This window comes from Pseudochrobactrum sp. B5 (genome assembly GCF_001939785.1).
Lineage (GTDB): Bacteria > Pseudomonadota > Alphaproteobacteria > Rhizobiales > Rhizobiaceae > Pseudochrobactrum > Pseudochrobactrum saccharolyticum.
Window position 1 is genome coordinate 1,246,664 of the sequence record NZ_MOYL01000001.1, and the last position, 22,276, is coordinate 1,268,939.

Below are 22,276 nucleotides of genomic sequence, written 5' to 3' on the forward strand. Positions count from 1 at the left end.
CCTCCGTCCGGTCGGTTTGTACCGTCTTTTTACACCAAGCCCGAAGGGACAGGAAATGACGATCAAACATAAAGCAACAGCCGCTCAAACACAGGTACTGGAGATTAAGGCGCTGAACAGCCAGCAGGAAGTCGGGCAGGCTTTTGGTGAGTTCATGCAGGCCTTTGAAGGATTTAAACAGGCCAATGATGAGCGCCTGACCCAGATTGAAAAACATGTCGGTGCGGATGTTCTCACTGTTGAAAAGGTAGAACGTCTCAACCGTGCAATGGATGAGCAGAAAGCGGCGCTGGATCAATATGTGCTGAAACAGGCGCGCCCTGCCCTTGGTGGTGAGGCACGTTCACCACTCGGTGGTGTTGCGCAGGAGCATAAACAGGCTTTTGACAATTATGCCCGCCGTGGTGATGAGCAGGCATTGCGCGGGCTTGAGCAGAAAGCGCATTCCTATGGTTCGGGGCCTGATGGCGGTTATCTTGTGCCGTCTGAGCTGGAAACTGCTATCGGCACACGTCTGGCCGCGCTTTCGCCGGTGCGTGGTCTTGCAACTGTGCGACAGGTTTCCGGCGCTGTACTCAAAAAGCCGTTTTCCATCAGTGGTCCTGGTACCGGCTGGGTTGGTGAAGAGGGCGCACGCCCGCAGACCACCAATGCCAAACTTGCCGAGCTGCAATTCCCGACCATGGAAATTTACGCCATGCCTGCGGCAACAGCCAGCCTGCTGGATGATGCTGCGGTGGATGTGGAGCAATGGATTGCCGCAGAGGTTGAAACAGCTTTTGCCGAGCAGGAAAGCGCTGCCTTCATCAATGGTGATGGTGTGAACAAGCCACATGGTTTTCTGGCCTATGATACGGTTGATGAAGCGTCATGGGCATGGGGTAAACTTGGTTGCCTGAAGACGGGCGTTGCCGGTGCCTTGCCTGCTTCCAGCCCGTCCGATTTGCTGATTGATCTCGTCTATGCGCTGAAATCCGGCTACCGCCAGAATGCCCATTGGATGATGAACCGGAAAACCCAGTCGGCGCTGCGCAAGCTCAAAGACAGCAACGGCAATTATCTCTGGCAGCCGCCGGCGTCTCTTGGGCAGAAGGCTTCCTTCATGGGGTTTGGTCTGGTGGAAGCGGAAGATATGCCGGATATTGCCACGGACAGCACACCGATTGCCTTTGGTGATTTTGCCCGTGGTTATCTGATTGTCGATCGCATAGGTATCCGCGTGCTGCGTGATCCGTATTCTGCCAAGCCGTACGTGTTGTTCTATACCACCAAGCGTGTCGGCGGTGGTGTGCAGGATTTTGACGCGATCAAACTGCTGAAATTTGCAGCCTGAGCTTGCTGGCGGGGCGGTTTTGCTTGGCCTTTGTAAAGCGGCATGAATCATTCTGTCAGAGAGTGATTTTATCTTACTGAATCTATTATAAATTACAGGAGATAGCATGGTTCTCCAACTTATAACGCCGCCGGTAAAAGAGCCGGTGACGACAGCAATGCTGCGCGATTTTTTACGTTTATCACCGGATCAGGAAGAGGACTTGCTGGAGCGCCTGATCCGCACTGCGCGGGAAGTAATCGAGCAGCATTGCAATCTGGTGATGCTGCCGCAGCGCTGGCTGTTGCAGCTCGCCAACTGGCCGCAATCGGGCAGAATTGCCCTCTATAAAGCGCCGGTCATTTCCATTGATAAGGTACAGGGTTTTGATGCTGATGGTACTGCGGTACTGTTCAGTGCCGATGACTGGCGGTTGGATACGGAAAGTCGTCCGCAGCGACTTTATCTGCGGCGACCACAACATATTACCATTGCCCGCGGGTTGGAAATTGAGCTGGCTGCCGGTCTGGCGAATGAGCCTGAAGACCTGCCCGAAACATTGCGTCATGCCTGTCTGGTGCTGGCGGGACATCTCTATGACAACCGCAATTCTTATGAGGCGGTGATGCACAGCCTGCCGGATATGGTTGCACAGCTCGTGTCACCGTGGCTGCGGCGGGGGCGGCTATGAACCTGCAATTCATTGATGCGGGACAGTTTAAAACCCTGCTGACTTTGGAAGAAAACCGTCCGCTCTTTGATGAGACCGGCGGCTATCAGGAGCAATGGACGGAAATTGCCACGCTCTGGGGCAGGATTGAGCCGAAGAAAACCGGCAGTCAGAACTTTGCCGGACAGGCCATTCCCCATGTCACCCATCTCATCACAACCCGTTACCGCAAAGATATTGCAATCTCCATGCGTCTCACGCGTGCGGGGCGGCATTTTACGGTTTTGGGACTGCACGATCCCGATGAAAGTCAGCGCTATCTCATTTGTTCAGTTAGAGCATTTCCAGATTATCTTGAAACATAGGAAATGATCTAACTGTTTGTTTTTACACGTATTTTTATCCGAAAATCGTTTCACACTTTTCGGGATACGCTATAGAGAGGAAATCCGATGAATTTTTCTATGCGTTTTATTTTTGAAGCGTTGTTGCGCACTTTGCGTCTTGTCGGCTTGCAGGCCTGTGAACAGGCACTCTCCAATAAACGCGATGGGCTGTTTTTGAAAAGCTCTGAGCCTAAAGCACCGCCTGCTCAAACCGAACAGGACAATAAGGGATGAACGGCGCGGCGCTTGTTTTGCAAAAGGCAATATTGGCGTGGTTGCAAGCCGCGCCTTTGCTGATGGAGAAACTGCAAGGGCAGGGCATTTACGATCATGTGCCGCCCCATGCGGCGTTTCCTTATATCAGCTTTGGCCAAAGTCAGGTCTATGCCTGGGATACCGATAGCGGCACCGGCGAAGAGCACAATCTGGTACTGCATATCTGGGCGCGTTCCAATGGTCGCAGGCAGGTGCTGGAACTGATGATGCTGGTGGAAGGGCTGATGGAGGCTTTGGCAAGCAGCCAGCAGAAGCCGGATATCGGCGGCTATCATCTGGTCAATCTGACTTTGCAATCCTCACAGACCCGTAATGACGACTTGCGTGACGGTTACAATGGCCAGTTGCGCTACCGTGCGGTGACTGAAAAAATTGAAGGGGCGTAATTTATGGCAGCTCAGAGAGGCAAAGACCTGTTGCTGAAAATTGCTGCGGCAGGTGACACATTTCAAACCTGTGCGGGTTTGCGCAGCAAGCGCATTGCGTTCAATGCAGAGACGGTTGATGTGACGGATGCTGATGCTACAGGGCGTTGGCGGCAATTGCTGGCTGGCAGCGGTGTGCAGCGTGCATCGGTCAGCGGTGCGGGTATTTTCAAAGATGCGGCGTCCGATGCGTTGATCCGCGCGGCGTTCTTCAATGGTGATATTCTGGACTGGCAGATTATTGTGCCAGATTTTGGCACTGTCAGCGGTTTGTTTCAGATCACCGCGCTGGAATATGGCGGCGCGCATGATGGCGAAGTGACGTTTGAAATCGCGCTGGAATCTGCCGGTCTTATCAGTTTCGGAGTGCAGCCATGATGGTCAATGCCAGACGCGGTGAAATTGCAGCCGTTTTAAATGACAGGGATTGGGTTTTGTGCCTGACACTTGGTGCCTTGGCTGGTCTTGAGGCAGCTTATGAGACAGAAGACCTTTCTGCTCTGATTGCCCGTTTCTCAACAGGGCGGTTAAAGTCGGAAGATATGATCCGCATTGTCACAGCAGGTTTGCGTGGTGGCGGTCATGATGTGGCCGAGGATGATGTGGCCGATATGCGCATTGACGGCGGTGCTACCGGCTTTGCGCGACTGGTGACGCAATTGCTGGAAGTGACTTTTGGCATGACTGCTGAAAATCCGGAAAACGCAGCGCAATCAAAAAATTAGAAGCCGTAATTGAATCAATGTCTTTCCCCTGGGATGCGCTGATGCATTTCGGGATGGGACAATTGCGGTTGTCGTCACGGGATTTCTGGCAGCTCAGCCTGCCCGAGATCAGGGCGCTGAGCCAGTCCATGCGCGGTGGCAGGAAAGCGCCGCCGCGTGATGTTTTAAACACGCTGATGCGGGCTTTTCCGGATGGTGGATCATGAATGATACAGGCACACAACAATCAGTCACGGTTTCGGTTGAGGCGGATACCAGCGGCTTTGACCGTGCGCTGGATAATTTGCAGAAGCGTTCCGGCTCATTCGGGCAGAGCCTGACTTCGGCTTTCAAAAGCGCGGTCACATCCGGCAAAGGGCTGGATGATGTGCTGCGCGGGCTGGCTTCCAATATGGCTTCCATGGCGCTGGATGCGGGGATGAAGCCATTGCAGGGATTATTCTCCTCGATGTTCTCCGGCCTGATGGGCGGGCTTGGCGGCTTGGGTGGGGTTAAGCCTTTTGCCAAAGGCGGTGTGGTTTCCAGCCCGACATATTTCGGACTGGGCAGTGGATTTGGCGTGGCCGGTGAGGCGGGTGCCGAGGCGATCTTACCATTGGCACGTGGCAGTGACGGCAGTCTTGGCGTGGCTATGGGTAGTGGCGGCGGAGGGCGATCTATGCAGATTAATTTCAATATGTCATCGCCCGATGCTGCTTCCTTCAGCCGTTCGGAAGCGCAGGTCAGTGCCATGCTGGCGCGTGCCGTGCGCCATGGCACCAGACGTATGTGAAAGGGCGCATTATGCAGGATTTATCTTCATTTCATGATGTGCCTTTTCCGCTCGGTGTTTCCTTCGGGGCAACCGGCGGGCCGGAATGGCGGAATGAGATTGTCAGCCTGACCTCGGGACACGAAAAGCGTAATGCGCGCTGGTCAATGTCGCGGCGGTTTTATGATGCCGGAACAGGGTTGCGTTCGCTCAACGATCTGCGCGATGTGTTACGTTTTTTCGAGGCGCGGCGTGGTTCACTTTATGCGTTCCGGTTTCGTGATCCGTTTGATCATCTCTCATCGGAACAGGATGCACCGCCGCAACCAACAGATCAGTTTCTGGGGCGGGGAGACGGCACGACACGGCAATTTCAGCTGGCGAAACATTATGGTGATTATCAGCGCATCATTACCAAGCCTGTGTTGAGCACCGTGCAGTTGGCAGTGGAGGGGGAGGTGCTTGCGGCGGATGCATTCAGCGTGAATTGGCTGACAGGCATAGTGGAAATTCACGAGGACCATGTGCCGCCGCCGCAGGCGAAAGTGACTGCGGGTTTCCTGTTTGATGTGCCGGTGCGCTTTGATACGGACAGGCTGAGCGCCAGTATTGCCAGTTTCAAAGCCGGTGAAATTCCATCCATTCCGATTGTTGAGGTGAAGTAATGCTGACACTCGATCCGGCACTTGAATCACATTTGCAGGGTGATGTGACAACACATTGTTTTGCATGGGTTTTGCGACGTAAGGACGGTGAGGTTTTTGGCTTTTGTGACCATGACAGAACATTATCAGTGTATGGGATTAATTGCTTTCCGCAAAGCGGGATGAATGGTTCTGAGGCAGGAAGCCAGCTTGGCCTCGCGATAGACAGTTCCGAGATCGAAGGGGCGCTGACCAGTGACGCTTTGACTGATGCGGATATTGAGCGCGGGCTTTATGACGGTGCGACTGTTGAGACTTATCTGGTCAACTGGGCGCAGCCGGAGCAAGCGGTATTATTGCGCAGCAGCGTAATCGGCAAAATTACACGCAGCGGCATGAATTTTACCGCTGAGTTGAAAAGCAGTGCGGCTCTGCTGGATCGTGTTTTCGGACGGCGTGCCAAGCGGGGTTGCGATGCGGAATTTGCAGATAAGCGTTGCGGCATCAATCCGGCCGATCCGCGCTATGCGGGTGAGGGTGTGGTGGAGCTTGTCAACGGACAGAATTTGGTGGTCGTAAATCTGAGTGGTTTTACCTCGCACTGGTTTGAGCGCGGGAGCCTGCACTGGCTGAGTGGGCAAAATCAGGGCAGCGTGAATAATATTGTCTCGCACCTTAAACAGGGTGATGCGGCAAGTCTGATCCTTCAGGAACTGCCGGTCTATGACGTTCAGATCGGTGATCGTTTTCGTGTGCTGGCGGGTTGCGACAAGAGCTTTCAGCAATGCCGTGACCGCTTTGCCAATCATGAGAATTTTCGCGGCTTTCCGCATATTCCCGGCAATGATGCTGCCTATGGTTTTGCCGGTGGTGAGGGAAATTTTGACGGCGGGGTACTGGTACCATGACCGCTGCCCCGTTGAATGACAAAGTGCTGGTGATTGCTGAAAAATGGCTTGGCACACCTTATCGTCACGGTGCCAGCCGTTTGCAGGTGGGGTGTGACTGTTTGGGGCTGATACGCGGTATCTGGCGCGAGCTTTATGGTACAGAGCCGGAGGATGCCGGCACCTATTCCCGCGACTGGGCAGAGCTTGCCCAAGATGAGCCGCTGATTGATGCGGCGCGGCGGCATATGCATTTAAAGCCGCAATCAGAGATACAGGCCGGTGATCTCTTGATCTTTCGCTGGCGGGATGGTGTGGCGGCCAAGCATTTAGGCATCATGGCGGAGAATAACCGCTTCATCCATGCCTATGAGGGGCATAGTGTGACGCTTTCTGCGCTGGTTCCGCAATGGCGGCAGCGTATTGCAGCTGTTTTCTCCTTTCCAAATCCTTCGGTTTGAAGACAGGTCATTTCTCGCATGAGTACAGTGGTTCTTCAGGCGGCAGGTAGTATGATCGGCGGGCTGTTCGGCCCCGTTGGCGCGGCAATCGGTAGTGCTATTGGCGCTATGGGCGGCTATATGATCGACAATGCGCTGATTAATTCAACGCGGCGTATCGAAGGGCCGCGTCTCTCCGGTACACGTCCGATGCAGGCGGAAGAAGGGGCTGTTTTGCCTGCCGTTTATGGCACGATGCGTGTCGGCAGTACGCTGATCTGGGCGACCCGTTTCGAGGAAGAGAAAACCACCACCCGTCAATGGGCGAAAGGTGGCCCGAAAACCACCACTTACAGCTATTATGTCAATGCCGCTTTTGCGGTGGCACAGGGCGAGATTTCCGGCATCCGGCGCATCTGGGCAGACGGCAAAGAACTGGATCAGACGCAAGTGACAATTCGTGTCTATAAGGGGACTGAAACGCAGCAGCCCGATCCGCTGATTGAAGCGCGGCAGGGGGCGGGGAAAGCACCTGCCTATCGCGGGACGGCCTATGTGGTGTTTGAACGCCTGCCGATTGATGCCTATGGAAACCGGCTTCCGCTTTTGCAATTCGAGGTCATGCGCAGTGTCGGCAGGCTTACCCGTGATATTCAGGCCGTTGCGCTGATCCCCGGTGCAACGGAATTTGGTTTGTCACCGCAGATGGTGCGCGATGAACCGCGCCCCGGTGAAACACGCGCGCTGAACCGTAATAATCTGCGTGCGCAAAGTGACTGGTCAGCATCACTGGATGAGTTGCAGGCGCTGTGTCCCAACCTGAAAACAGTTGCTCTGATTGTGCCGTGGTTTGGCACCGATCTGCGTGCGGGAGAATGTCAGATCCTGCCCGGTGTGACAGCGCGGGAAGCGAGAAAACCGAGCCATTACTGGCGTGTCGGTACTGTTGACCGTGCATCTGCCCATCTGATTTCCGATAATGGCACTGAGAAAGCCTATGGCGGGACACCGAGTGATTTCTCGGTCATCGCTGCAATCAAAGATGCCCGACAGCGTGGACTGAAGGTCACGCTTTATCCGTTTATTATGATGGATATTCCTGCCGATAATCAGTTGCCTGCACTGGATGGTGAGGGCTTTCAGCCAGCCTATCCGTGGCGCGGCAGAATTGGCGTAGCGGCGGGAGTGGATAAAACAGTTGAAGCAGGGCTTCAACTAAATCGTTTTTCCAATGGCATGAACGGCTATAAGAATTTCATCGGCCATTATCTGGAACTGGCGCATGCTGCCGGTGGTGTTGATGCCTTTTTGATCGGCTCGGAACTACGTGGCCTGACGCAAATCCGCAATGAGCAGAATGATTTTCCGTTTGTCAGCACTTTGTGCGAACTGGCTGATAATGCACGCACATCTTTAGGTGCCGATTGTAAAATCACCTATGGTGCGGATTGGTCGGAATATTTCGGCTATCACCCGCAGGATGGCAGCGGCGATGTGTTCTTTCACCTTGATCCACTATGGGCGCATCCGGCAATTAATGCCATCGGTATTGATAATTATATGCCGCTGAGTGATTGGCGTGACGGGGATGAGCGCAGCATTGATCCGGATTTTCCCGCTTCTGCCTATGATGAAAGTGCTTTGCAAAACGCCATTGCCGGAGGTGAGGGCTATGACTGGTATTATGCCTCGGATGCAAACAGGCGTGCCCGCAAGCGCACGACGATAACGGATGGTCTGGCGGATAAGCCTTGGGTGTTTCGCTATAAGGATTTGCGCTCATGGTGGCAGAACCAGCATTTCAACCGCATCAATGGTGTGGAGCAGACACAACCTACCGCATGGCAACCCATGTCTAAGCCATTCTGGTTTACCGAGCTTGGCTGTGCGGCGGTTGATAAAGGGCCGAACCAGCCGAATGTATTTCCTGATCCGAAATCCTCGGAAAATGCTGTGCCATATTTCTCGGACGGTTCGCGCAGTGATATTGCACCGGATCGTTTTTTGCGCGCGCATTTTGCCTATTGGAATGCTGCCGGAGAGCATAATCCGGTATCGCCGCTCTATGGCGGTGCAATGCTTGATCCGGAACAGATTTATGTCTGGGCTTGGGATACGCGCCCGTTTCCGGAATATCCGCTGAAAGCTGATATCTGGGGCGATGCTGCCAATTGGGCAACGGGGCATTGGCTCAATGGCCGCCTCAGTGGTGTGGCGCTGGATGAATTGTTACTGGCTTTGCTAAAGGATTTTGGGCTCGAAGGGCTGGCTGATTGCCGTGGCACTGAAGGCTATTTGTCCGGTTATATTGCCGATAATCCGGCAAGTGGCAGAGCATTGCTTGAACCGCTGATGGAAATATTCGGTGTGGTGGCTTTTGAGCAGGTGAAAGGAAATCAGAAACTGGTATTCCGCAGTCTCACACAGCGCCAGAATCCCGTTGCCATTCAGGATTATGCACTGGAAGGCGATCAGTCATTGCCGGTGCGTACTCTGGATGATGTGGAAGAATTGCCTGCAAGCGCAGAGATTTATTTCAGCGATGCTTTGCGGGATTATCAGTCCGGCAGTGCATTGGCGCAAAAATCCGGCTGGCAGCGTGCCGGTCACGAAAGTCTGTCTCTATCTGCTGCGATGGAAAGTGGGCAGGCACAGGCGCTGGCCGAAAGCTGGCTTGAAAGAAAACGGGCTGAACGCCGTACCGTTGCTTTTTCTGTGCCGTGGTCGCAAGGAGGTTTGACGGTTGGTGACAGGGTGCGTGTGCCTGAACTGGCCGGAAGTCGTGATTATGTCATTGTGAGCTTTGAGGACGGGACGGCAAGGCGGGCTAAAGCCGTGGCTCTTGCACCGGCTTTACGTCGCCCTGACCGCACCCGTATGCCAGCGGTACCTGATTCCGGTAGTGTGACTGCTGGCCCGCCGCTGTTTCATATGCTGGATTTGCCGATGTGGCCCGGAATTGAAAATGAGAGCAGTCAGTTTCGCATCGCTTGTTATGCCAAGCCGTGGCGGGATGTGGCGCTTTTTGCCTCGCCGGAAGCGGGTGGCTATCAATTGCGCACAGTGATCCCCTATGCCGCAATCATGGGGGAGCTGACTACAGAACTTGCAGGTGCCGCCAGCGGTCGTTTCATGCATCAGCAGAGTTTCGATATTCGTCTATATCACGGGGAATTACATTCTCAGTCTGTGTTGCAAGTGCTGAATGCGGCTAATACCGCTCTGGTACAAAATAGCGCGGGCGGATGGGAGATTCTGCAGTATCAGGAGGCAGAAGAAATTGCTGCCGGTCACTGGCGGGTAAAGTCTTTGCTGCGCGGACAATCGGGAACAGAACCGGAGGCAGGTATTGTCAAACCCGCAGGTGCGTCTTTTATTTTGCTGGATGATCGGGTTGTTCCGGCAGGATTGCAGAAGACTGAAAACGGTTTGATGCTGAACTGGCGTGCAGGGCCATCCGGTCGGGATTTCTCGGATGATTATTTCAGTACCCAATCCGCTGCCGGTGGCATGAAGGCCTTAAAGCCTCTGAGTCCGGTTCATGTCAAATACAGACCACAGCTAAACGGAGATATGCATTTTCAGTGGATCCGTCGCGGACGCATTGATGCGGATAGCTGGATGGGAGAAGATATTCCCCTCGGAGAGACTACGGAAAAATATCAGGTGCAACTGTGGCAGGATGGAGTGCTGTTGGAAAAAGCGGAAGTAACCCGACCGCATTATGTTTATTCCGGTCAGGTGCAACACGGTATGCATTTGCGTTTGGAGGTCGCTCAGATCAGTCAGAGTTCCGGCGCGGGAGAGGCGGCTTCACTATCGTTTCGTTACTAAAACCAGTTGCGACAAATATTTTCCAGCACACACGTTGAATTGAAAACGGGCTGATCCTTCGTAATTGACAGTTTTTAATGAATTTGGCAGCTTTGCCGCAGTTATGAAGACTTTCGTTTTTAGGGAACTAATGTTAACGAAAGAAAAAATCTAAGCATTTCCGGCAGTACAACAGAATGACCGTCCGGAAATAGGGTGAAACGATGTGAGCGGTTCCCGTGAACCTGTCGTTAATGGAAACGCTCCGGATGAGTACCGTTTGTTTGATACACAAGATTGTTCATTCAACATTCAGGTAAGAGGCGTTAAAGTGAGCGTTATGATGACACAGAAACCAGTTCGCACATTTTTCGCTGCTTTTACTCTGCTCACCGGTATGACCGCAGCAGTTTTTACAAGCATTGTTCCATCTGCGGGCGCCGCAGGCTTGCAACGGCACGTACCTGCCGGTTTGCAACAGGCGCAGCCGCATATCATCCGCGTTGCCGGTGATTGTGCTGCCATCGGGCAGCAGGTTGCTGCACAGCAGGGCGGTACGCTGACCAAAGCAACAGCTGCTGTTCAGAACGGCGCGCCGGTCTGTATTGTGGTTGTGCTGGTTCCCGGACGTGACGGTGAACGTCCACGCCGTGTGGAAGTTGCAGTACCGGCCAAGTAAAGCGGAAGCTTTAAAGTTTCGCCTGTAACTTACCGGACACTGACTTGTAATTCTCCCGTTTGCTCATTCTTGTAATGTGCTGTAAAAACAGATGCTGTCTGCATGGCAGACGGCACGCTGTATTATCGCTCCGAAAGACTGAAAAGGTTTGCTGATGAGAATTCTGATTGTTGAAGATGATAAGGATCTTAACCGTCAGCTGGCTGAAGCTCTCCGTGATGCAGACTATGTGGTCGATTGTGCTTTTGACGGCGAAGAAGGCCATTTTCTCGGCGATACTGAACCTTATGATGCGGTGATACTGGATATCGGCCTGCCGCAAATGGATGGGATCAGTGTTGTAGAGCGCTGGCGCCGTGAAGGCCGTTCCATGCCGGTGCTGATGCTGACAGCGCGTGACCGCTGGAGTGATAAGGTTGCCGGTATTGATGCCGGTGCTGATGATTATGTGGCGAAACCATTTCACATTGAAGAAGTTCTGGCGCGGTTGCGCGCTTTGATCCGCCGTGCGGCTGGTCATGCTTCATCGGAAATTGTCAGCGGTAAGCTTGTGCTGGATACAAAGGCTTCAAAAGCAACGGTTGACGGTGCAGCTTTGAAGCTGACCTCTCATGAATTCCGGCTTTTGTCCTATCTCATGCACCATATGGATGAAGTGATTTCCCGCACAGAACTGGTGGAGCATTTATACGATCAGGATTTCGACCGTGATTCCAATACGATTGAGGTTTTTGTCGGACGCCTGCGCAAGAAGATGGGCGTGGATATGATCGAGACCGTTCGCGGCATGGGATATCGCATCCGCTCTGACAATAATGATGGCAGTAAAGATTAAGATGTCGCTGTTTTCCGGGAAAGTCTTTGCTCTCGGTTTGCGCTCTCTGGCGTTGCGTGTGGTAACGCTGTCAACATTATGGGTTATTATTGCCCTTGTTGTCGTTGCCACGCTCATTCAGTCGCTCTATCGGGATGCGGCTGAGCGCAGTTTTCAAAGCCTTTTATCCGCGCATCTTTATAGTCTCGTCGGTGCGGTCAGTCTGACACCGGAAGGCGAGCTTTACGGTAAACCAGAGCTTGGTGAAATACGCTATGCCAGCGCTGATTCAGGCTGGTATTGGTCGGTTGATCCTGTGTCTGCAAGTGTGCGCGGGCATCTGGGCTCGGTTTCATTGGGCTCAAAAATAATTCCTGTAAAGTCGGTTTCTGAAGCACCTTTCGACCAGTCATTCATGCGCAGTTATGTCGTGCAAACCAGCACCGGCGAGGATCTTTCTGTCGTTGAAACAGAGGTTGTTCTCGACAGTACGGATAAAATTGCCCGTTTCCGCGTGATGGGTAATCTGAATGAGGTGAAAGAAGAAATCAGCGATTTCCGCAATCGGCTTTATATCTATCTGGGGCTGTTCGGCCTTGGCAGTATTCTGATTAATGCGGCAATTATTCTGTTTGGTTTGCGGCCGCTGGATCATGTGCGTCGCACGCTGGCGGATATCCGTGAGGGAAGAAGCAATCGCGTTGATGCGGACTTGCCTTTGGAAATCGCACCGCTCGCGCAGGAAATGAATGCCCTGATAGAAAATAACCACCGTATTGTGGAGCGGTCGCGGACGCAGGTGGGCAATCTCGCGCATTCTCTGAAAACGCCGCTTTCTGTGCTGATGAATGAAGGCCGCAATATTGGCGGCCGTCAGGGGCAGTTGGTGATAGAGCAGAGTGATGCAATGCAGGTGCAGATCCAGCATTATTTGCAGCGTGCACGCGTTGCAGCCCAGCGGGACAGTGTTGTGTTCAGGGCTCCGGTCACACCGGTGCTTGAGCGCATGATTCGTGTGACGGCTAAGCTTAATCCGCATTTGAAGGTTACATTTTCCAATCAGTTTCCCGCTGCAATCTTTGCCGGTGAAAAAGAAGATCTCGAAGAAATCGTCGGAAATATTATGGAAAACGCGGCCAAATGGGGGCGTTCAAAAATTCATCTGTCGCTGCGAGCCGCTCAGAAACCGGATGCAGGTGAAGGGGCAAGCAATCAGTTTGAAATCCTGATCGAGGATGACGGAGAAGGTCTACCTGCGGATAAAATGGCTGAAGCGCTGAAACGTGGGAAGCGCATTGATGAAAGCAAGCCCGGTACAGGTTTGGGACTGGCAATTGTTCAGGATACGGTCAGGGAATATTGCGGGACTTTGGGGCTGAGTAAGGCATCTTTGGGTGGTCTTGCTGTGCAGATTACTTTGCCTGCAGTTTTAAGCTGAGCTTTGCTTTTAGCCGGTTTCAGGTATAACTGACCGCAGTCAGGCGCGTTATTCCTGATTTTGTTTTGTGTTGAGATGTCAAGGGAATGATTGCAGAGTGTGCTTTCAGCAGTCATAATGCTCTGCAAAGCGTTGCTGACAGGATGTTAAATTGCTCATGAAGTCGTCTTCCGTAGGTACATTGCGTAAACTTACTTTTATTCTTCCGCTGTTTGCTCTGACAGCCTGCTCCACATTGAACGCTTCAACATCAGGTTCGCCATCCCGAAATCCGCTGGCCGGAGGATCGGTCAGCAATGCAGTTCTGGCGCCGATGGGAAATGGTATTCTGGGCTCTGCCGGTTCGCAGCTCACGGCTTCTGATCGCAGGTCGGCAATCGAGGCGGAATATAAAGCACTGGAATATGCGCCGAAAGGTGAAGCGGTTTCATGGAAGGGGCGTTCTGGCAAAGCTTCCGGTGAGGTAACTGCTGCGCAGCCTTATCAGGTCGGTTCCCAGAATTGCAGGCAATATAGCCATAGTTTTACCGTTGACGGAGCGCCGCAGTTGGTGCGCGGCACTGCCTGCCGCAATGATGATGGTAGCTGGACACCGCTGACCTGATTTAGCCTCTGTGCAAAACTTGATTAAGGCAGGTTTTGCACAGGACTGAACTGCTGGACGGCTTTGCGGCCAAATGACCTATACCCTGATAATTTGCCAACAGGCAGTTGGTTTTGTCGGGCAGGTAGATTAAGTCTCCGGTCATGGATTTCTGGCTTGTTTCTGCACTTTTAACTTTCGCTGCAATTCTTATCGTCATGTTGCCTCTGACACGAAAAGACACCGTGTCCGTGGCTGAGGGCGAGGAAGACCGCTCGGTTTATATTCAGCAGCTGAAAGAGATTGATTCCGATCTGGCGCGTGGTCTGCTGGATGAGCAGTCGGCTGAACAAGCCCGACTCGAAATATCCCGTCGCATTCTTAAGAATGACCGTCGTATGACGGATGCGGCTGCAGGTGCTGAAGGCAAAGCTGTGGGCGCTGCTGAAAAGAAGTATCTGTTCAGTGCAAGCGACCGTTGGGCGATTATTCTTGTCTTATTGTTCATTCCGGCAGTCAGCTGGGGTGTCTATGCAGCAATCGGTACGCCCGATCTGCCTGCGCAGCCACTGGCTGAACGCAAAAACACAATGATTCAGGATAAAAGCGCAGCCGAACTGATCGCACAGGCCGAAGCGCATCTGGCAAAGACGCCGGATGATGGTCGTGGCTGGGCGATACTTGCGCCGATTTATCTGCGCATTGGCCGCGTTGACGATGCCATTAATGCCTACCGCAAGGCTCTGGAACTGCTTGGTGATGATGTTGATCGTCTGATCGGTCTCGGGGAAGCCCTGACGATTAAAGCCAACGGGCAGGTCACTGAAGAGGCTCTTGCTCTCTTCGAGAAAGCCGGAACAATCGAACCGTCCGACATGCGTCCGCCTTTGATGAAGGCACGGGCATTGCTGCAGGCCGGTAAGCGGGATGATGCAATCAATGTCTTGCAGATCATTCTCAATACATCACCTGAAGATGCACAATGGCGCGCTGATATTGAGCAGACGATTGCCAATCTGAAATCAGGCGGCGCGGCTCCTTCAACTGCACCGTCGCAGGCTACGCAGACACAGGCAGTTCAGGCACCAGGCCCGACAGCTGAAGATGTTGAAGCCGCTGCCGCCCTGAGTGAGCAGGGGCGGAAAGATATGATCCGTTCCATGGTGGATGGTCTGGCTGCAAAACTACAAGATAACCCGACGGATATTGATGGCTGGGAGCGTTTGCTGCGCGCATATGTCGTGCTTGGTGAGCGTGATAATGCTGCCGAAGCTTTGCGAAAAGCTGTTAGAGTTCTGCCGGAAAATGACCGGAAGCGGCTTACTCAGGTCGCCTCCCGATTAGGACTGGATACGACGGGAGTTCAGAAGTGACCCATAGTCAGTTATCGGCATCACCCTCTGCAGAAAACCACACGCCGCGGGTTTCACAGGTTATGCGCAACCGCAAACGCAAGCGTCTGATTTTGATCTCCGGCGCCATGGCTGTTTTGGCGCTGGCTATTGGTCTGGTGCTGATCGCCTTCAGTCAGGATATTCGCTATTTCCGTACGCCTGATGATGTGACAGCAGAAGATATTGCATCGGGTGCGCGTTTCCGTCTTGGTGGTCTGGTTGAGGCCGGTTCTGTGGTGCGCGGCGCGGATAAGCATGTGCAATTTGCCGTCACAGACACGCTGAAACAGGTGACAGTCACCTATGAAGGTATTTTACCTGATCTGTTCCGTGAGGGGCAGGGCGTTGTCGCAGAAGGCCGTTTCACGCCCGATGGTGTTTTTATCGCAGATAATGTTCTGGCAAAGCATGACGAAAATTACATGCCGAAAGATGTTGCAGACAGTCTGAAAGAAAAAGGTGTCTGGGAAGGGAACTAAGCTGCTCTTAAGCATGCTGTGTTTGAAACTCCCATTCCAAAAGCTGAATATTGCGTGTTTCGGATGCGCAATATTCAACAGGCAGGATAAATAGAATGAGCGTTGAAATCGGACATTTCGCACTGGTACTGGCACTGGCTTTGGCCTTGGTGCAGTCCTTTTTGCCGATCATCGGAGCAAAACGGAATGATTCCCGATTGATGAGCGTTGCAGAGCCTTGTTCTGCGGCTGTGTTTGCATTGGTTCTGTTATCGTCAGCAATGCTGGTTCATGCCTATGTTACTTCTGATTTTTCAGTGCTCAATGTGGTTGAAAACTCCCACTCGCTGAAGCCTTTACTGTTTAAAATTACCGGTGTCTGGGGCAATCACGAAGGCTCGATGATGCTCTGGGTGCTGATCCTGACATTTTTCAGTGCGCTGGTTGCTGTCTTCGGCAGTAATCTTCCGAACACATTGCGGGCAAATGTTCTGGCTGTGCAGGGATGGATTGCCACCGCATTTTTAAGCTTCATTCTTTTCACATCCAATCCGTTTATCCGGATTATTCCGGCACCGATTGAAGGACAGGATCTCAATCCTATCCTGCAGGATATCGGCCTCGCCATTCATCCGCCAATGCTTTATCTCGGCTATGTCGGCTTTTCAGTTTGTTTTTCCTTTGCTGTTGCTGCGCTGATTGACGGTCGCATTGATGCCGCATGGGCACGCTGGGTACGACCTTGGACGCTGACCGCGTGGATTTTTCTGACCGGCGGTATCTCAATGGGCTCTTACTGGGCTTATTATGAACTGGGCTGGGGTGGCTGGTGGTTCTGGGATCCGGTTGAAAACGCATCCTTCATGCCATGGCTGATCGGCACCGCACTTCTGCATTCCGCGATTGTGATGGAAAAACGCGGCGCTTTGAAAATCTGGACGATTTTGCTGGCTCTGCTGACATTCTCGCTGTCATTGCTTGGTGCATTCCTTGTCCGCTCAGGCGTGCTGACTTCGGTACACAGCTTTGCCACCGATCCGGGACGCGGCTTGTTCATTCTCGCTATTCTGGTGTTCTTCATCGGTGGTTCACTGGCGCTTTTTGCCTTGCGCGCACAGACATTGACGACCGGAACCATGTTCCAGCCCGTATCGCGTGAAGGCGCGCTGGTGCTCAACAATCTGTTCCTGAGCACGGCGACGGCAACTGTGCTGATCGGTACGCTTTATCCGCTTTTGCTTGAGGCAATGACCGGAACCAAGATTTCTGTTGGTGCACCGTTTTTCAATATGACTTTCGGCCCGCTGATGATCCCGCTGCTGGCAGCCGTACCATTCGGCCCGCTGCTGGCATGGAAGCGTGGCGATCTCTATGCAGTGGCACAGCGTCTGATGTGGGTTTTCGGCCTGTGTCTCCTGAGCGTGGGACTGGTGCTTATTCTGATTGATCCGCGCGCTGTCTGGGCTGCTTTCGGTATTGGTCTGGGTCTGTGGGTTATTCTCGGCAGCCTGATGGATATCGTGACCAAAGCCGGTTTTGGCAAGGTTGAGCTTTCGCGGGCATTCCCGCGCTTGCTGGGGCTGCCGCGTTCGGTATTCGGTACTGCTCTGGCGCATATGGGGCTTGGCATTACTTTGCTGGGTATCGTGATTGTGTCCAGTTTCGGTACGGAACAGGTTGTCACTATGAAACAGGGAGAAACGGTTGCTTTCTCCGGTTATCAGTTGCGCTATGATGCGCAGCAGCCTTTTGCCGGTTCAAATTATACGGAAGATCAGGGGCTGTTCTCTCTGCTCGACAGCAGCGGCAATACAATCGGCAATGTTATGGCGGCAAAGCGCTTCTATCCGGCGCGTAATATGCCGACAACTGAAGCCGGTATTCTGACCCGCGGAGTTAATCAGTATTATGTTGCGCTGGGCGATGCTCTTGAAAATGGCGGCATGGTCGTGCGCCTCTGGTGGAAACCATCGGTCACGCTGATCTGGCTTGGTACGGTTGCTATGGTTCTTGGCGGGCTCTTGTCTCTGATGGACAGACGTCTGCGTGTCGGTGCTCCGGCCAGAGCTAAAAAGACGGTGAAAGCAGTAAGCGGGGTGGCATGATGAGCCTGTTGAAAAATCTGTGCAGCCGTTCCTTCTGCATCTTGCTTATTGCTGTGAGCATCGCCGCCGGTAGTTTGCTGACTGCAAATGTTCATAACGCATGGGCGGTTAATCCGGATGAAGTTCTGGCTGATCCTGTGCTGGAGAAACGTGCGCGTGATCTGTCTGCCGGTTTGCGGTGCATGGTGTGCCAGAACCAGTCGATTGATGATTCCGATGCCGATCTGGCGCGTGACCTGCGTTTGCTGGTGCGTGAGCGTCTGGTACAGGGTGACAGCGACGAACAGGTTATTGATTTTCTGGTGTCACGTTATGGCGAGTTCGTGCTTCTCAAGCCGCGTCTCGACAAGCAGACAATCATCCTGTGGAGTTTCCCTGTCATTATTCTGATTATTGGTATCAGCGTTATTTGGTTTTCACGTCGTAAGGCCGGCAGCACGCAGCCACAGATCGTTCCGCTGAATGACGAGGAAAAACAACGTCTTCAAAATCTTCTGGACGGCAAATAACCGGAATTTCGTAACCTTACGAAAAATTCATGTTTCAGAAATTATCCGGTAATGTTCGGTAAGCTATCTCTTGTGAGGAATAGTTGATAATCTTTAGCTGGTTATCTGCCCTCTCAGGAGATATTTTATGTCTGATATTAAGTCATCTTCCCGTCGTCCGCTGACCCGCATTTTCTTGTCCGCCGCTCTGGCCGGTACAATTCTGGCGACTGGCCCTCTGGCATCAATCTCGTCTGCGCAGGCAGCTCCGGTCAGCGTGACTGCTCAGGCTCAGCCTGGTTTTTCTGAACTGGTTGAAAAAGTTCGCCCTGCCGTTGTGAGTGTGCGCGTGAAAAGCGATGTGCAGAACACACGCAATGACCGCACCCAGTATTTTGGCGGTAATGGTCTTGACCAGTTGCCGGACGGCCATCCTCTGAAGCGCTTCTTCAAAGAATTCGGCAATCCTTATGGTCCTGATGGCGAACAGGCGCGCCCGAATAAGCGCCAGAAGCGCGGTGATCGTGGCCATGCCCGTCCGTTTGCTCAGGGTTCAGGCTTCTTCATTTCTGAAGACGGCTATGTCGTCACCAACAACCACGTTGTGACAGACGGTGATTCATTCTCCGTTGTGATGGATGACGGCACCGAACTCGATGCCAAGCTGATCGGCACTGATGCCCGTACAGACCTTGCCGTGCTGAAAGTCGATGATAAGCGCAAATTCACTTATGTTGCTTTTGATGATGACAGCACTGTCAAAGTCGGGGACTGGGTTGTCGCCGTAGGTAATCCGTTCGGCCTTGGCGGCACTGTGACTGCCGGTATCGTTTCTGCCCGTGGCCGTGATATCGGTGCAGGCCCTTACGATGATTTCATCCAGATTGATGCGGCGGTAAACAAGGGTAACTCCGGCGGCCCTGCTTTTGATCTGACCGGTAAGGTTGTCGGTATTAACACCGCGATCTTCTCGCCATCGGGCGGCAGTGTTGGTATTGCCTTTGCGATTCCGGCATCCACTGCAAGCAAGGTTGTGGATCAGCTGATTAAGAAGGGCTCGGTTGAGCGCGGCTGGATCGGTGTGCAAATTCAGCCGGTGACCAAGGAAATCGCAGATTCGCTCGGTCTTGCTGAGGATAAAGGCGCAATCGTTGCCGAACCACAGGCTGATGGTCCTGCCGCTAAAGCGGGTATCGTTGCCGGTGATGTGATTACGGCAGTGAATGATGAGACCGTGAAAGATCCGCGTGATCTGGCTAAGAAAGTTGCTGCGATCAATCCGGGCGAAAAAGCCAGCCTGACGATCTGGCGTAAGGGCAAGGCTGAGACTGTCAGCATTGAAATCAAAGCCTATCCGGATGACCAGAAACAGGGCGACAAGAGCGCTGCTACATCTTCGGGCGAGAGTGAAACCCTTGATGATTACGGCCTCACAGTCACACCGGATGACAGCGGCAAAGGCGTTGTTGTAACAGATGTTGATCCTGACAGCGATGCTGCTGACAAGGGTATGCGCGCAGGCGATACAATTGTGACCGTGAATAATAAGGATGTGAAATCCGCATCTGACATTAACGCAGCGATTAAAGATGCTGTGAAGAACGGACGCAAGGCAGTTCTGCTGCAGGTTCAGCGTAATGGCCAGAACAGCTTTGTTGCTCTGCCGGTTGATCAGGGCTGATTTGTTCTGATAGGTTGGAATAAGAAAAGGCGGTGCTTAAACAGTGCCGCCTTTTCAAACATTTACACTCTGCTTTGAGGGTTGCTGATGCGTATTTTGATTATTGAGGATGACCGCGAAGCGGCACGTTATCTGGAAAAAGCATTTGCTGAAGCCGGACATATTGCTGATGTCGCCGGTGATGGCGAAACCGGCTATACGCTGGCAGAGAATAATCATTATGACGTGCTGATTATTGATCGCATGCTGCCGAAGCGTGACGGGCTTTCTGTCATTGCCGGATTACGCGCACAGGGACAAACCACACCGGCGCTCATTCTTTCAGCTCTGGGGCAGGTGGATGACCGTGTGACAGGCCTGCGTGCCGGCGGCGATGATTATCTCACCAAGCCTTATGCATTCTCGGAGCTGCTGGCGCGGGTTGAGGTTTTGCAGCGCCGTGTCAGCCCGAAAGAGGCAGACACAGTTTACCGCGTTGGTGATCTGGAACTCGACCGTCTTTCCCATACGGCACGCCGTGCCGGTACCGAGATCAATTTACAGCCGCGCGAATTTCGCCTGCTGGAATATCTGATGCGCCATGCGGGGCAGGTTGTAACCCGCACGATGCTGCTGGAAAATGTCTGGGATTATCACTTCGATCCGCAAACCAATGTGATCGATGTTCATATTTCGCGCCTGCGCTCCAAAATCGAAAAAGATTTTGACGAGCCTTTACTGCATACCGTGCGCGGAGCCGGTTATATGCTGAAGGCGGGAACATCCGCAGCCAAATCCAAAGTGGCGGACAGCCAATGATGAACCGGCTGGGCGCCTTGCTGAGCACGACAGCCGTCCGGCTGTCGGCTTTATATTTGTTGTTGTTTCTGCTCAGTGCGATGGCGCTGTTTTTCTATATGACCAACCTGTCGGTCAATTTTCTGACTGCGCAAACACAAAAAGCATTGCTCGATGAAGTGACAAGCGTCACGCAGTCTTATGAGCGCGGTGGTATTCCGCTGCTGGTGCGCACGATTGACCGGCGCTCCCGCCAGCCCGGTGCTTTTCTTTATCTGATTTCTGATCCCGCAGGGCGTATTCTCTCCGGCAATGTGGAGAGCCTTGAGCCGGGCGTGCTGGATATTAGCGGCATGTCAGACCGGCCATTCACCTATATGCGCTATGGCGAACAGGGCAATGCCGAGAAGCACAAGGCAATTGCCATTGTTTTCGCTATTCCGAATGGTATGCGTGTTCTGATCGGCCGCGATCTGAGTGAGCCGGAACTATTCCGCGATATCATGCGCCGTGCTTTGGTGCTGGCGCTGGGCATCATGGGAATTGGCGCTTTCCTGATCTGGTATTTTGTCGGTCGCAGGGCGTTGTTACGTCTCAAGCAGGTGTCGAGTTCCTCACAACGCATTATGGCCGGTGATCTGGGTGAACGTCTGCCGGTCAGTGGTTCAGGCGATGAATTTGACCGGCTGTCGATTAATCTGAACGCCATGCTGGGGCGGATTGAAGAACTGAATGACGGGCTGAAACATGTCTCGGACAATATCGCCCATGATCTGAAAACGCCGCTGACGAGACTGCGTAATAAGGCGGAAGCCACACTTTCAGGCCAGAAGGACAACACGGAATATCGCGCGGCTCTCGAAGATATTATTGCCGAATCCGATCAGCTGATCCGCACGTTTAATGCGATCCTGATGATCTCGCGCCTTGAGGCAGGTTACTCATCAGAGAATATGGAAGTGCTGCCGGTCAATCCGATCCTGCATGATGTGGCAGAGCTTTATGAGCCGGTTGCGGAAGATGCAGGACTGGAGCTTGTTGTTGAAGCCGGTGCGGATATCAGCCTGCGGATTAATCGTGAGCTGGTTGGCCAGACCATTTCCAATCTGATTGATAATGCGATCAAATATTCACCGGTCGCGGATGAGGGCGGTGAAAACCGGACAAAGATCACCGTGGCGATGAAGCAAGAGGGCGATCAGATATTAATCAGCGTTGCCGATCAGGGCGCGGGTATTCCGGAAGCGATGCGCGAACAGGCGACAGAGCGTTTTGTGCGCCTTGAAGAAAGCCGCACGCAACCGGGCTCCGGTCTTGGTCTCAGTCTGGCAAAAGCGGTGATGAAACTGCATGGCGGCAGTTTGATGCTGGAAGATAATTCACCGGGATTGCGGGTTGTTCTTGCTTTTCCTGCCCTGCCTGAGACAAAACAGTAGTCAGGTATGAATCTGTAGCGCATCCCGAAAAGTGTGAAGCGGTTTTCGGAATAAGATGCGCGGCAACAAAGGGACAGAGCATTTCTTCTGTTTT

General features: G+C 53.0%; 24 protein-coding genes. All 24 read left to right on the top strand.

Annotation, left to right across the window (positions count from 1 at the left end; translation table 11 throughout):
* Nucleotides 1–61: 61 nt before the first annotated feature.
* The 24 genes from BKD14_RS05540 (at nucleotide 62) to BKD14_RS05650 (ending at nucleotide 22,182) form a co-directional block, all read left to right on the top strand.
* The gene (locus BKD14_RS05540; RefSeq protein WP_075654809.1) at nucleotides 62–1,333 is read left to right on the top strand and encodes a phage major capsid protein; all 1,272 of its coding nucleotides are present in this window, start codon (nucleotides 62–64) and stop codon (nucleotides 1,331–1,333) included.
* A 106-nt stretch (nucleotides 1,334–1,439) separates the two neighbouring features.
* Nucleotides 1,440–2,003, top strand: coding sequence for a hypothetical protein (locus BKD14_RS05545; protein ID WP_075654554.1), 564 nt, complete (start codon nucleotides 1,440–1,442; stop codon nucleotides 2,001–2,003).
* Nucleotides 2,000–2,347 carry a phage head closure protein gene (locus BKD14_RS05550; RefSeq protein ID WP_075654555.1) on the top strand — a complete coding sequence of 116 codons (348 nt, stop codon included), beginning with the start codon at nucleotides 2,000–2,002 and terminating at the stop codon, nucleotides 2,345–2,347. Before BKD14_RS05545 ends, BKD14_RS05550 begins: the two co-directional genes overlap by 4 nt.
* A gap of 87 nt (nucleotides 2,348–2,434) precedes the next feature.
* Entirely contained in the window at nucleotides 2,435–2,602 is a 168-nt protein-coding gene (locus BKD14_RS19270) for a hypothetical protein (protein ID WP_175576060.1), read from the top strand.
* Nucleotides 2,599–3,030: a DUF3168 domain-containing protein gene (locus BKD14_RS05555; protein WP_075654556.1), complete on the top strand. Its 432-nt coding sequence runs from the start codon at nucleotides 2,599–2,601 to the stop codon at nucleotides 3,028–3,030. Before BKD14_RS19270 ends, BKD14_RS05555 begins: the two co-directional genes overlap by 4 nt.
* A gap of 3 nt (nucleotides 3,031–3,033) precedes the next feature.
* Nucleotides 3,034–3,447, top strand: coding sequence for a phage major tail protein, TP901-1 family (locus BKD14_RS05560; RefSeq protein ID WP_075654557.1), 414 nt, complete (start codon nucleotides 3,034–3,036; stop codon nucleotides 3,445–3,447).
* A complete protein-coding gene (locus BKD14_RS05565) occupies nucleotides 3,444–3,794 on the top strand; it encodes a gene transfer agent family protein (protein ID WP_075654558.1) in 351 nt (116 codons plus the stop codon). The genes BKD14_RS05560 and BKD14_RS05565 overlap by 4 nt, the downstream gene beginning before the upstream one ends.
* A 17-nt stretch (nucleotides 3,795–3,811) precedes the next feature.
* Nucleotides 3,812–4,000 (top strand): phage tail assembly chaperone, encoded by a 189-nt coding sequence (locus tag BKD14_RS05570; RefSeq protein ID WP_075654559.1) that lies wholly within the window; start codon nucleotides 3,812–3,814, stop codon nucleotides 3,998–4,000.
* Nucleotides 3,997–4,566, top strand: coding sequence for a phage tail tape measure protein (locus BKD14_RS05575; RefSeq protein ID WP_075654560.1), 570 nt, complete (start codon nucleotides 3,997–3,999; stop codon nucleotides 4,564–4,566). The genes BKD14_RS05570 and BKD14_RS05575 overlap by 4 nt, the downstream gene beginning before the upstream one ends.
* 11 nt (nucleotides 4,567–4,577) lie before the next feature.
* A complete protein-coding gene (locus BKD14_RS05580) occupies nucleotides 4,578–5,210 on the top strand; it encodes a DUF2460 domain-containing protein (RefSeq protein WP_075654561.1) in 633 nt (210 codons plus the stop codon).
* Nucleotides 5,210–6,097 (top strand): DUF2163 domain-containing protein, encoded by an 888-nt coding sequence (locus tag BKD14_RS05585; protein WP_075654562.1) that lies wholly within the window; start codon nucleotides 5,210–5,212, stop codon nucleotides 6,095–6,097. The genes BKD14_RS05580 and BKD14_RS05585 overlap by 1 nt, the downstream gene beginning before the upstream one ends.
* Entirely contained in the window at nucleotides 6,094–6,537 is a 444-nt protein-coding gene (locus BKD14_RS05590) for an NlpC/P60 family protein (protein ID WP_075654563.1), read from the top strand. Before BKD14_RS05585 ends, BKD14_RS05590 begins: the two co-directional genes overlap by 4 nt.
* An 18-nt stretch (nucleotides 6,538–6,555) precedes the next feature.
* Nucleotides 6,556–10,350, top strand: coding sequence for a glycoside hydrolase TIM-barrel-like domain-containing protein (locus tag BKD14_RS05595; RefSeq protein ID WP_075654564.1), 3,795 nt, complete (start codon nucleotides 6,556–6,558; stop codon nucleotides 10,348–10,350).
* A 322-nt stretch (nucleotides 10,351–10,672) separates the two neighbouring features.
* Nucleotides 10,673–11,008 (top strand): hypothetical protein, encoded by a 336-nt coding sequence (locus tag BKD14_RS19675; RefSeq protein ID WP_306401681.1) that lies wholly within the window; start codon nucleotides 10,673–10,675, stop codon nucleotides 11,006–11,008.
* A 154-nt stretch (nucleotides 11,009–11,162) separates the two neighbouring features.
* A complete protein-coding gene (locus tag BKD14_RS05605; RefSeq protein WP_022710005.1) occupies nucleotides 11,163–11,843 on the top strand; it encodes a response regulator transcription factor in 681 nt (226 codons plus the stop codon).
* An 88-nt stretch (nucleotides 11,844–11,931) separates the two neighbouring features.
* Nucleotides 11,932–13,260 carry an ATP-binding protein gene (locus tag BKD14_RS05610; protein WP_075654811.1) on the top strand — a complete coding sequence of 443 codons (1,329 nt, stop codon included), beginning with the start codon at nucleotides 11,932–11,934 and terminating at the stop codon, nucleotides 13,258–13,260.
* 157 nt (nucleotides 13,261–13,417) lie between these two features.
* Entirely contained in the window at nucleotides 13,418–13,864 is a 447-nt protein-coding gene (locus BKD14_RS05615; RefSeq protein ID WP_022710003.1) for a membrane protein, read from the top strand.
* A gap of 143 nt (nucleotides 13,865–14,007) precedes the next feature.
* Nucleotides 14,008–15,216 carry a c-type cytochrome biogenesis protein CcmI gene (ccmI, locus tag BKD14_RS05620; RefSeq protein ID WP_075654565.1) on the top strand — a complete coding sequence of 403 codons (1,209 nt, stop codon included), beginning with the start codon at nucleotides 14,008–14,010 and terminating at the stop codon, nucleotides 15,214–15,216.
* A 62-nt stretch (nucleotides 15,217–15,278) separates the two neighbouring features.
* The gene (gene ccmE / locus BKD14_RS05625; protein ID WP_022710001.1) at nucleotides 15,279–15,716 is read left to right on the top strand and encodes a cytochrome c maturation protein CcmE; all 438 of its coding nucleotides are present in this window, start codon (nucleotides 15,279–15,281) and stop codon (nucleotides 15,714–15,716) included.
* A gap of 95 nt (nucleotides 15,717–15,811) precedes the next feature.
* Nucleotides 15,812–17,800: a heme lyase CcmF/NrfE family subunit gene (locus tag BKD14_RS05630; RefSeq protein ID WP_075654566.1), complete on the top strand. Its 1,989-nt coding sequence runs from the start codon at nucleotides 15,812–15,814 to the stop codon at nucleotides 17,798–17,800.
* Complete coding sequence (locus tag BKD14_RS05635; protein WP_075654567.1) at nucleotides 17,800–18,309, top strand: cytochrome c-type biogenesis protein; 510 nt, start codon at nucleotides 17,800–17,802, stop codon at nucleotides 18,307–18,309. Before BKD14_RS05630 ends, BKD14_RS05635 begins: the two co-directional genes overlap by 1 nt.
* Nucleotides 18,310–18,436: 127 nt before the next feature.
* Nucleotides 18,437–19,969, top strand: coding sequence for a Do family serine endopeptidase (locus BKD14_RS05640; RefSeq protein ID WP_022709998.1), 1,533 nt, complete (start codon nucleotides 18,437–18,439; stop codon nucleotides 19,967–19,969).
* Between the two features lie 87 nt (nucleotides 19,970–20,056).
* Complete coding sequence (locus tag BKD14_RS05645; protein ID WP_022709997.1) at nucleotides 20,057–20,767, top strand: response regulator transcription factor; 711 nt, start codon at nucleotides 20,057–20,059, stop codon at nucleotides 20,765–20,767.
* On the top strand, nucleotides 20,764–22,182 hold the full coding sequence (locus BKD14_RS05650; protein WP_175576061.1) for a HAMP domain-containing sensor histidine kinase: 1,419 nt from the start codon (nucleotides 20,764–20,766) through the stop codon (nucleotides 22,180–22,182). The genes BKD14_RS05645 and BKD14_RS05650 overlap by 4 nt, the downstream gene beginning before the upstream one ends.
* Nucleotides 22,183–22,276: the final 94 nt, after the last annotated feature.

What these genes read in the sequence shown, in the direction of transcription:
- ccmE (WP_022710001.1), top strand. Translation starts at nt 15,279, where the DNA reads ATGCGCAACCGCAAACGCAAGCGTCTGATTTTGATCTCCGGCGCCATG.
- BKD14_RS05630 (WP_075654566.1), top strand. Translation starts at nt 15,812, where the DNA reads ATGAGCGTTGAAATCGGACATTTCGCACTGGTACTGGCACTGGCTTTG.
- BKD14_RS05545 (WP_075654554.1), top strand. Translation starts at nt 1,440, where the DNA reads ATGGTTCTCCAACTTATAACGCCGCCGGTAAAAGAGCCGGTGACGACA.
- BKD14_RS05595 (WP_075654564.1), top strand. Translation starts at nt 6,556, where the DNA reads ATGAGTACAGTGGTTCTTCAGGCGGCAGGTAGTATGATCGGCGGGCTG.
- ccmI (WP_075654565.1), top strand. Translation starts at nt 14,008, where the DNA reads ATGGATTTCTGGCTTGTTTCTGCACTTTTAACTTTCGCTGCAATTCTT.
- BKD14_RS05640 (WP_022709998.1), top strand. Translation starts at nt 18,437, where the DNA reads ATGTCTGATATTAAGTCATCTTCCCGTCGTCCGCTGACCCGCATTTTC.
- BKD14_RS05550 (WP_075654555.1), top strand. Translation starts at nt 2,000, where the DNA reads ATGAACCTGCAATTCATTGATGCGGGACAGTTTAAAACCCTGCTGACT.
- BKD14_RS05570 (WP_075654559.1), top strand. Translation starts at nt 3,812, where the DNA reads ATGTCTTTCCCCTGGGATGCGCTGATGCATTTCGGGATGGGACAATTG.
- BKD14_RS05605 (WP_022710005.1), top strand. Translation starts at nt 11,163, where the DNA reads ATGAGAATTCTGATTGTTGAAGATGATAAGGATCTTAACCGTCAGCTG.
- BKD14_RS05580 (WP_075654561.1), top strand. Translation starts at nt 4,578, where the DNA reads ATGCAGGATTTATCTTCATTTCATGATGTGCCTTTTCCGCTCGGTGTT.
- BKD14_RS05555 (WP_075654556.1), top strand. Translation starts at nt 2,599, where the DNA reads ATGAACGGCGCGGCGCTTGTTTTGCAAAAGGCAATATTGGCGTGGTTG.
- BKD14_RS05650 (WP_175576061.1), top strand. Translation starts at nt 20,764, where the DNA reads ATGATGAACCGGCTGGGCGCCTTGCTGAGCACGACAGCCGTCCGGCTG.
- BKD14_RS05615 (WP_022710003.1), top strand. Translation starts at nt 13,418, where the DNA reads ATGAAGTCGTCTTCCGTAGGTACATTGCGTAAACTTACTTTTATTCTT.
- BKD14_RS05635 (WP_075654567.1), top strand. Translation starts at nt 17,800, where the DNA reads ATGAGCCTGTTGAAAAATCTGTGCAGCCGTTCCTTCTGCATCTTGCTT.
- BKD14_RS19270 (WP_175576060.1), top strand. Translation starts at nt 2,435, where the DNA reads ATGAATTTTTCTATGCGTTTTATTTTTGAAGCGTTGTTGCGCACTTTG.
- BKD14_RS05565 (WP_075654558.1), top strand. Translation starts at nt 3,444, where the DNA reads ATGATGGTCAATGCCAGACGCGGTGAAATTGCAGCCGTTTTAAATGAC.
- BKD14_RS05585 (WP_075654562.1), top strand. Translation starts at nt 5,210, where the DNA reads ATGCTGACACTCGATCCGGCACTTGAATCACATTTGCAGGGTGATGTG.
- BKD14_RS05590 (WP_075654563.1), top strand. Translation starts at nt 6,094, where the DNA reads ATGACCGCTGCCCCGTTGAATGACAAAGTGCTGGTGATTGCTGAAAAA.
- BKD14_RS05645 (WP_022709997.1), top strand. Translation starts at nt 20,057, where the DNA reads ATGCGTATTTTGATTATTGAGGATGACCGCGAAGCGGCACGTTATCTG.
- BKD14_RS05560 (WP_075654557.1), top strand. Translation starts at nt 3,034, where the DNA reads ATGGCAGCTCAGAGAGGCAAAGACCTGTTGCTGAAAATTGCTGCGGCA.
- BKD14_RS05575 (WP_075654560.1), top strand. Translation starts at nt 3,997, where the DNA reads ATGAATGATACAGGCACACAACAATCAGTCACGGTTTCGGTTGAGGCG.
- BKD14_RS19675 (WP_306401681.1), top strand. Translation starts at nt 10,673, where the DNA reads ATGACACAGAAACCAGTTCGCACATTTTTCGCTGCTTTTACTCTGCTC.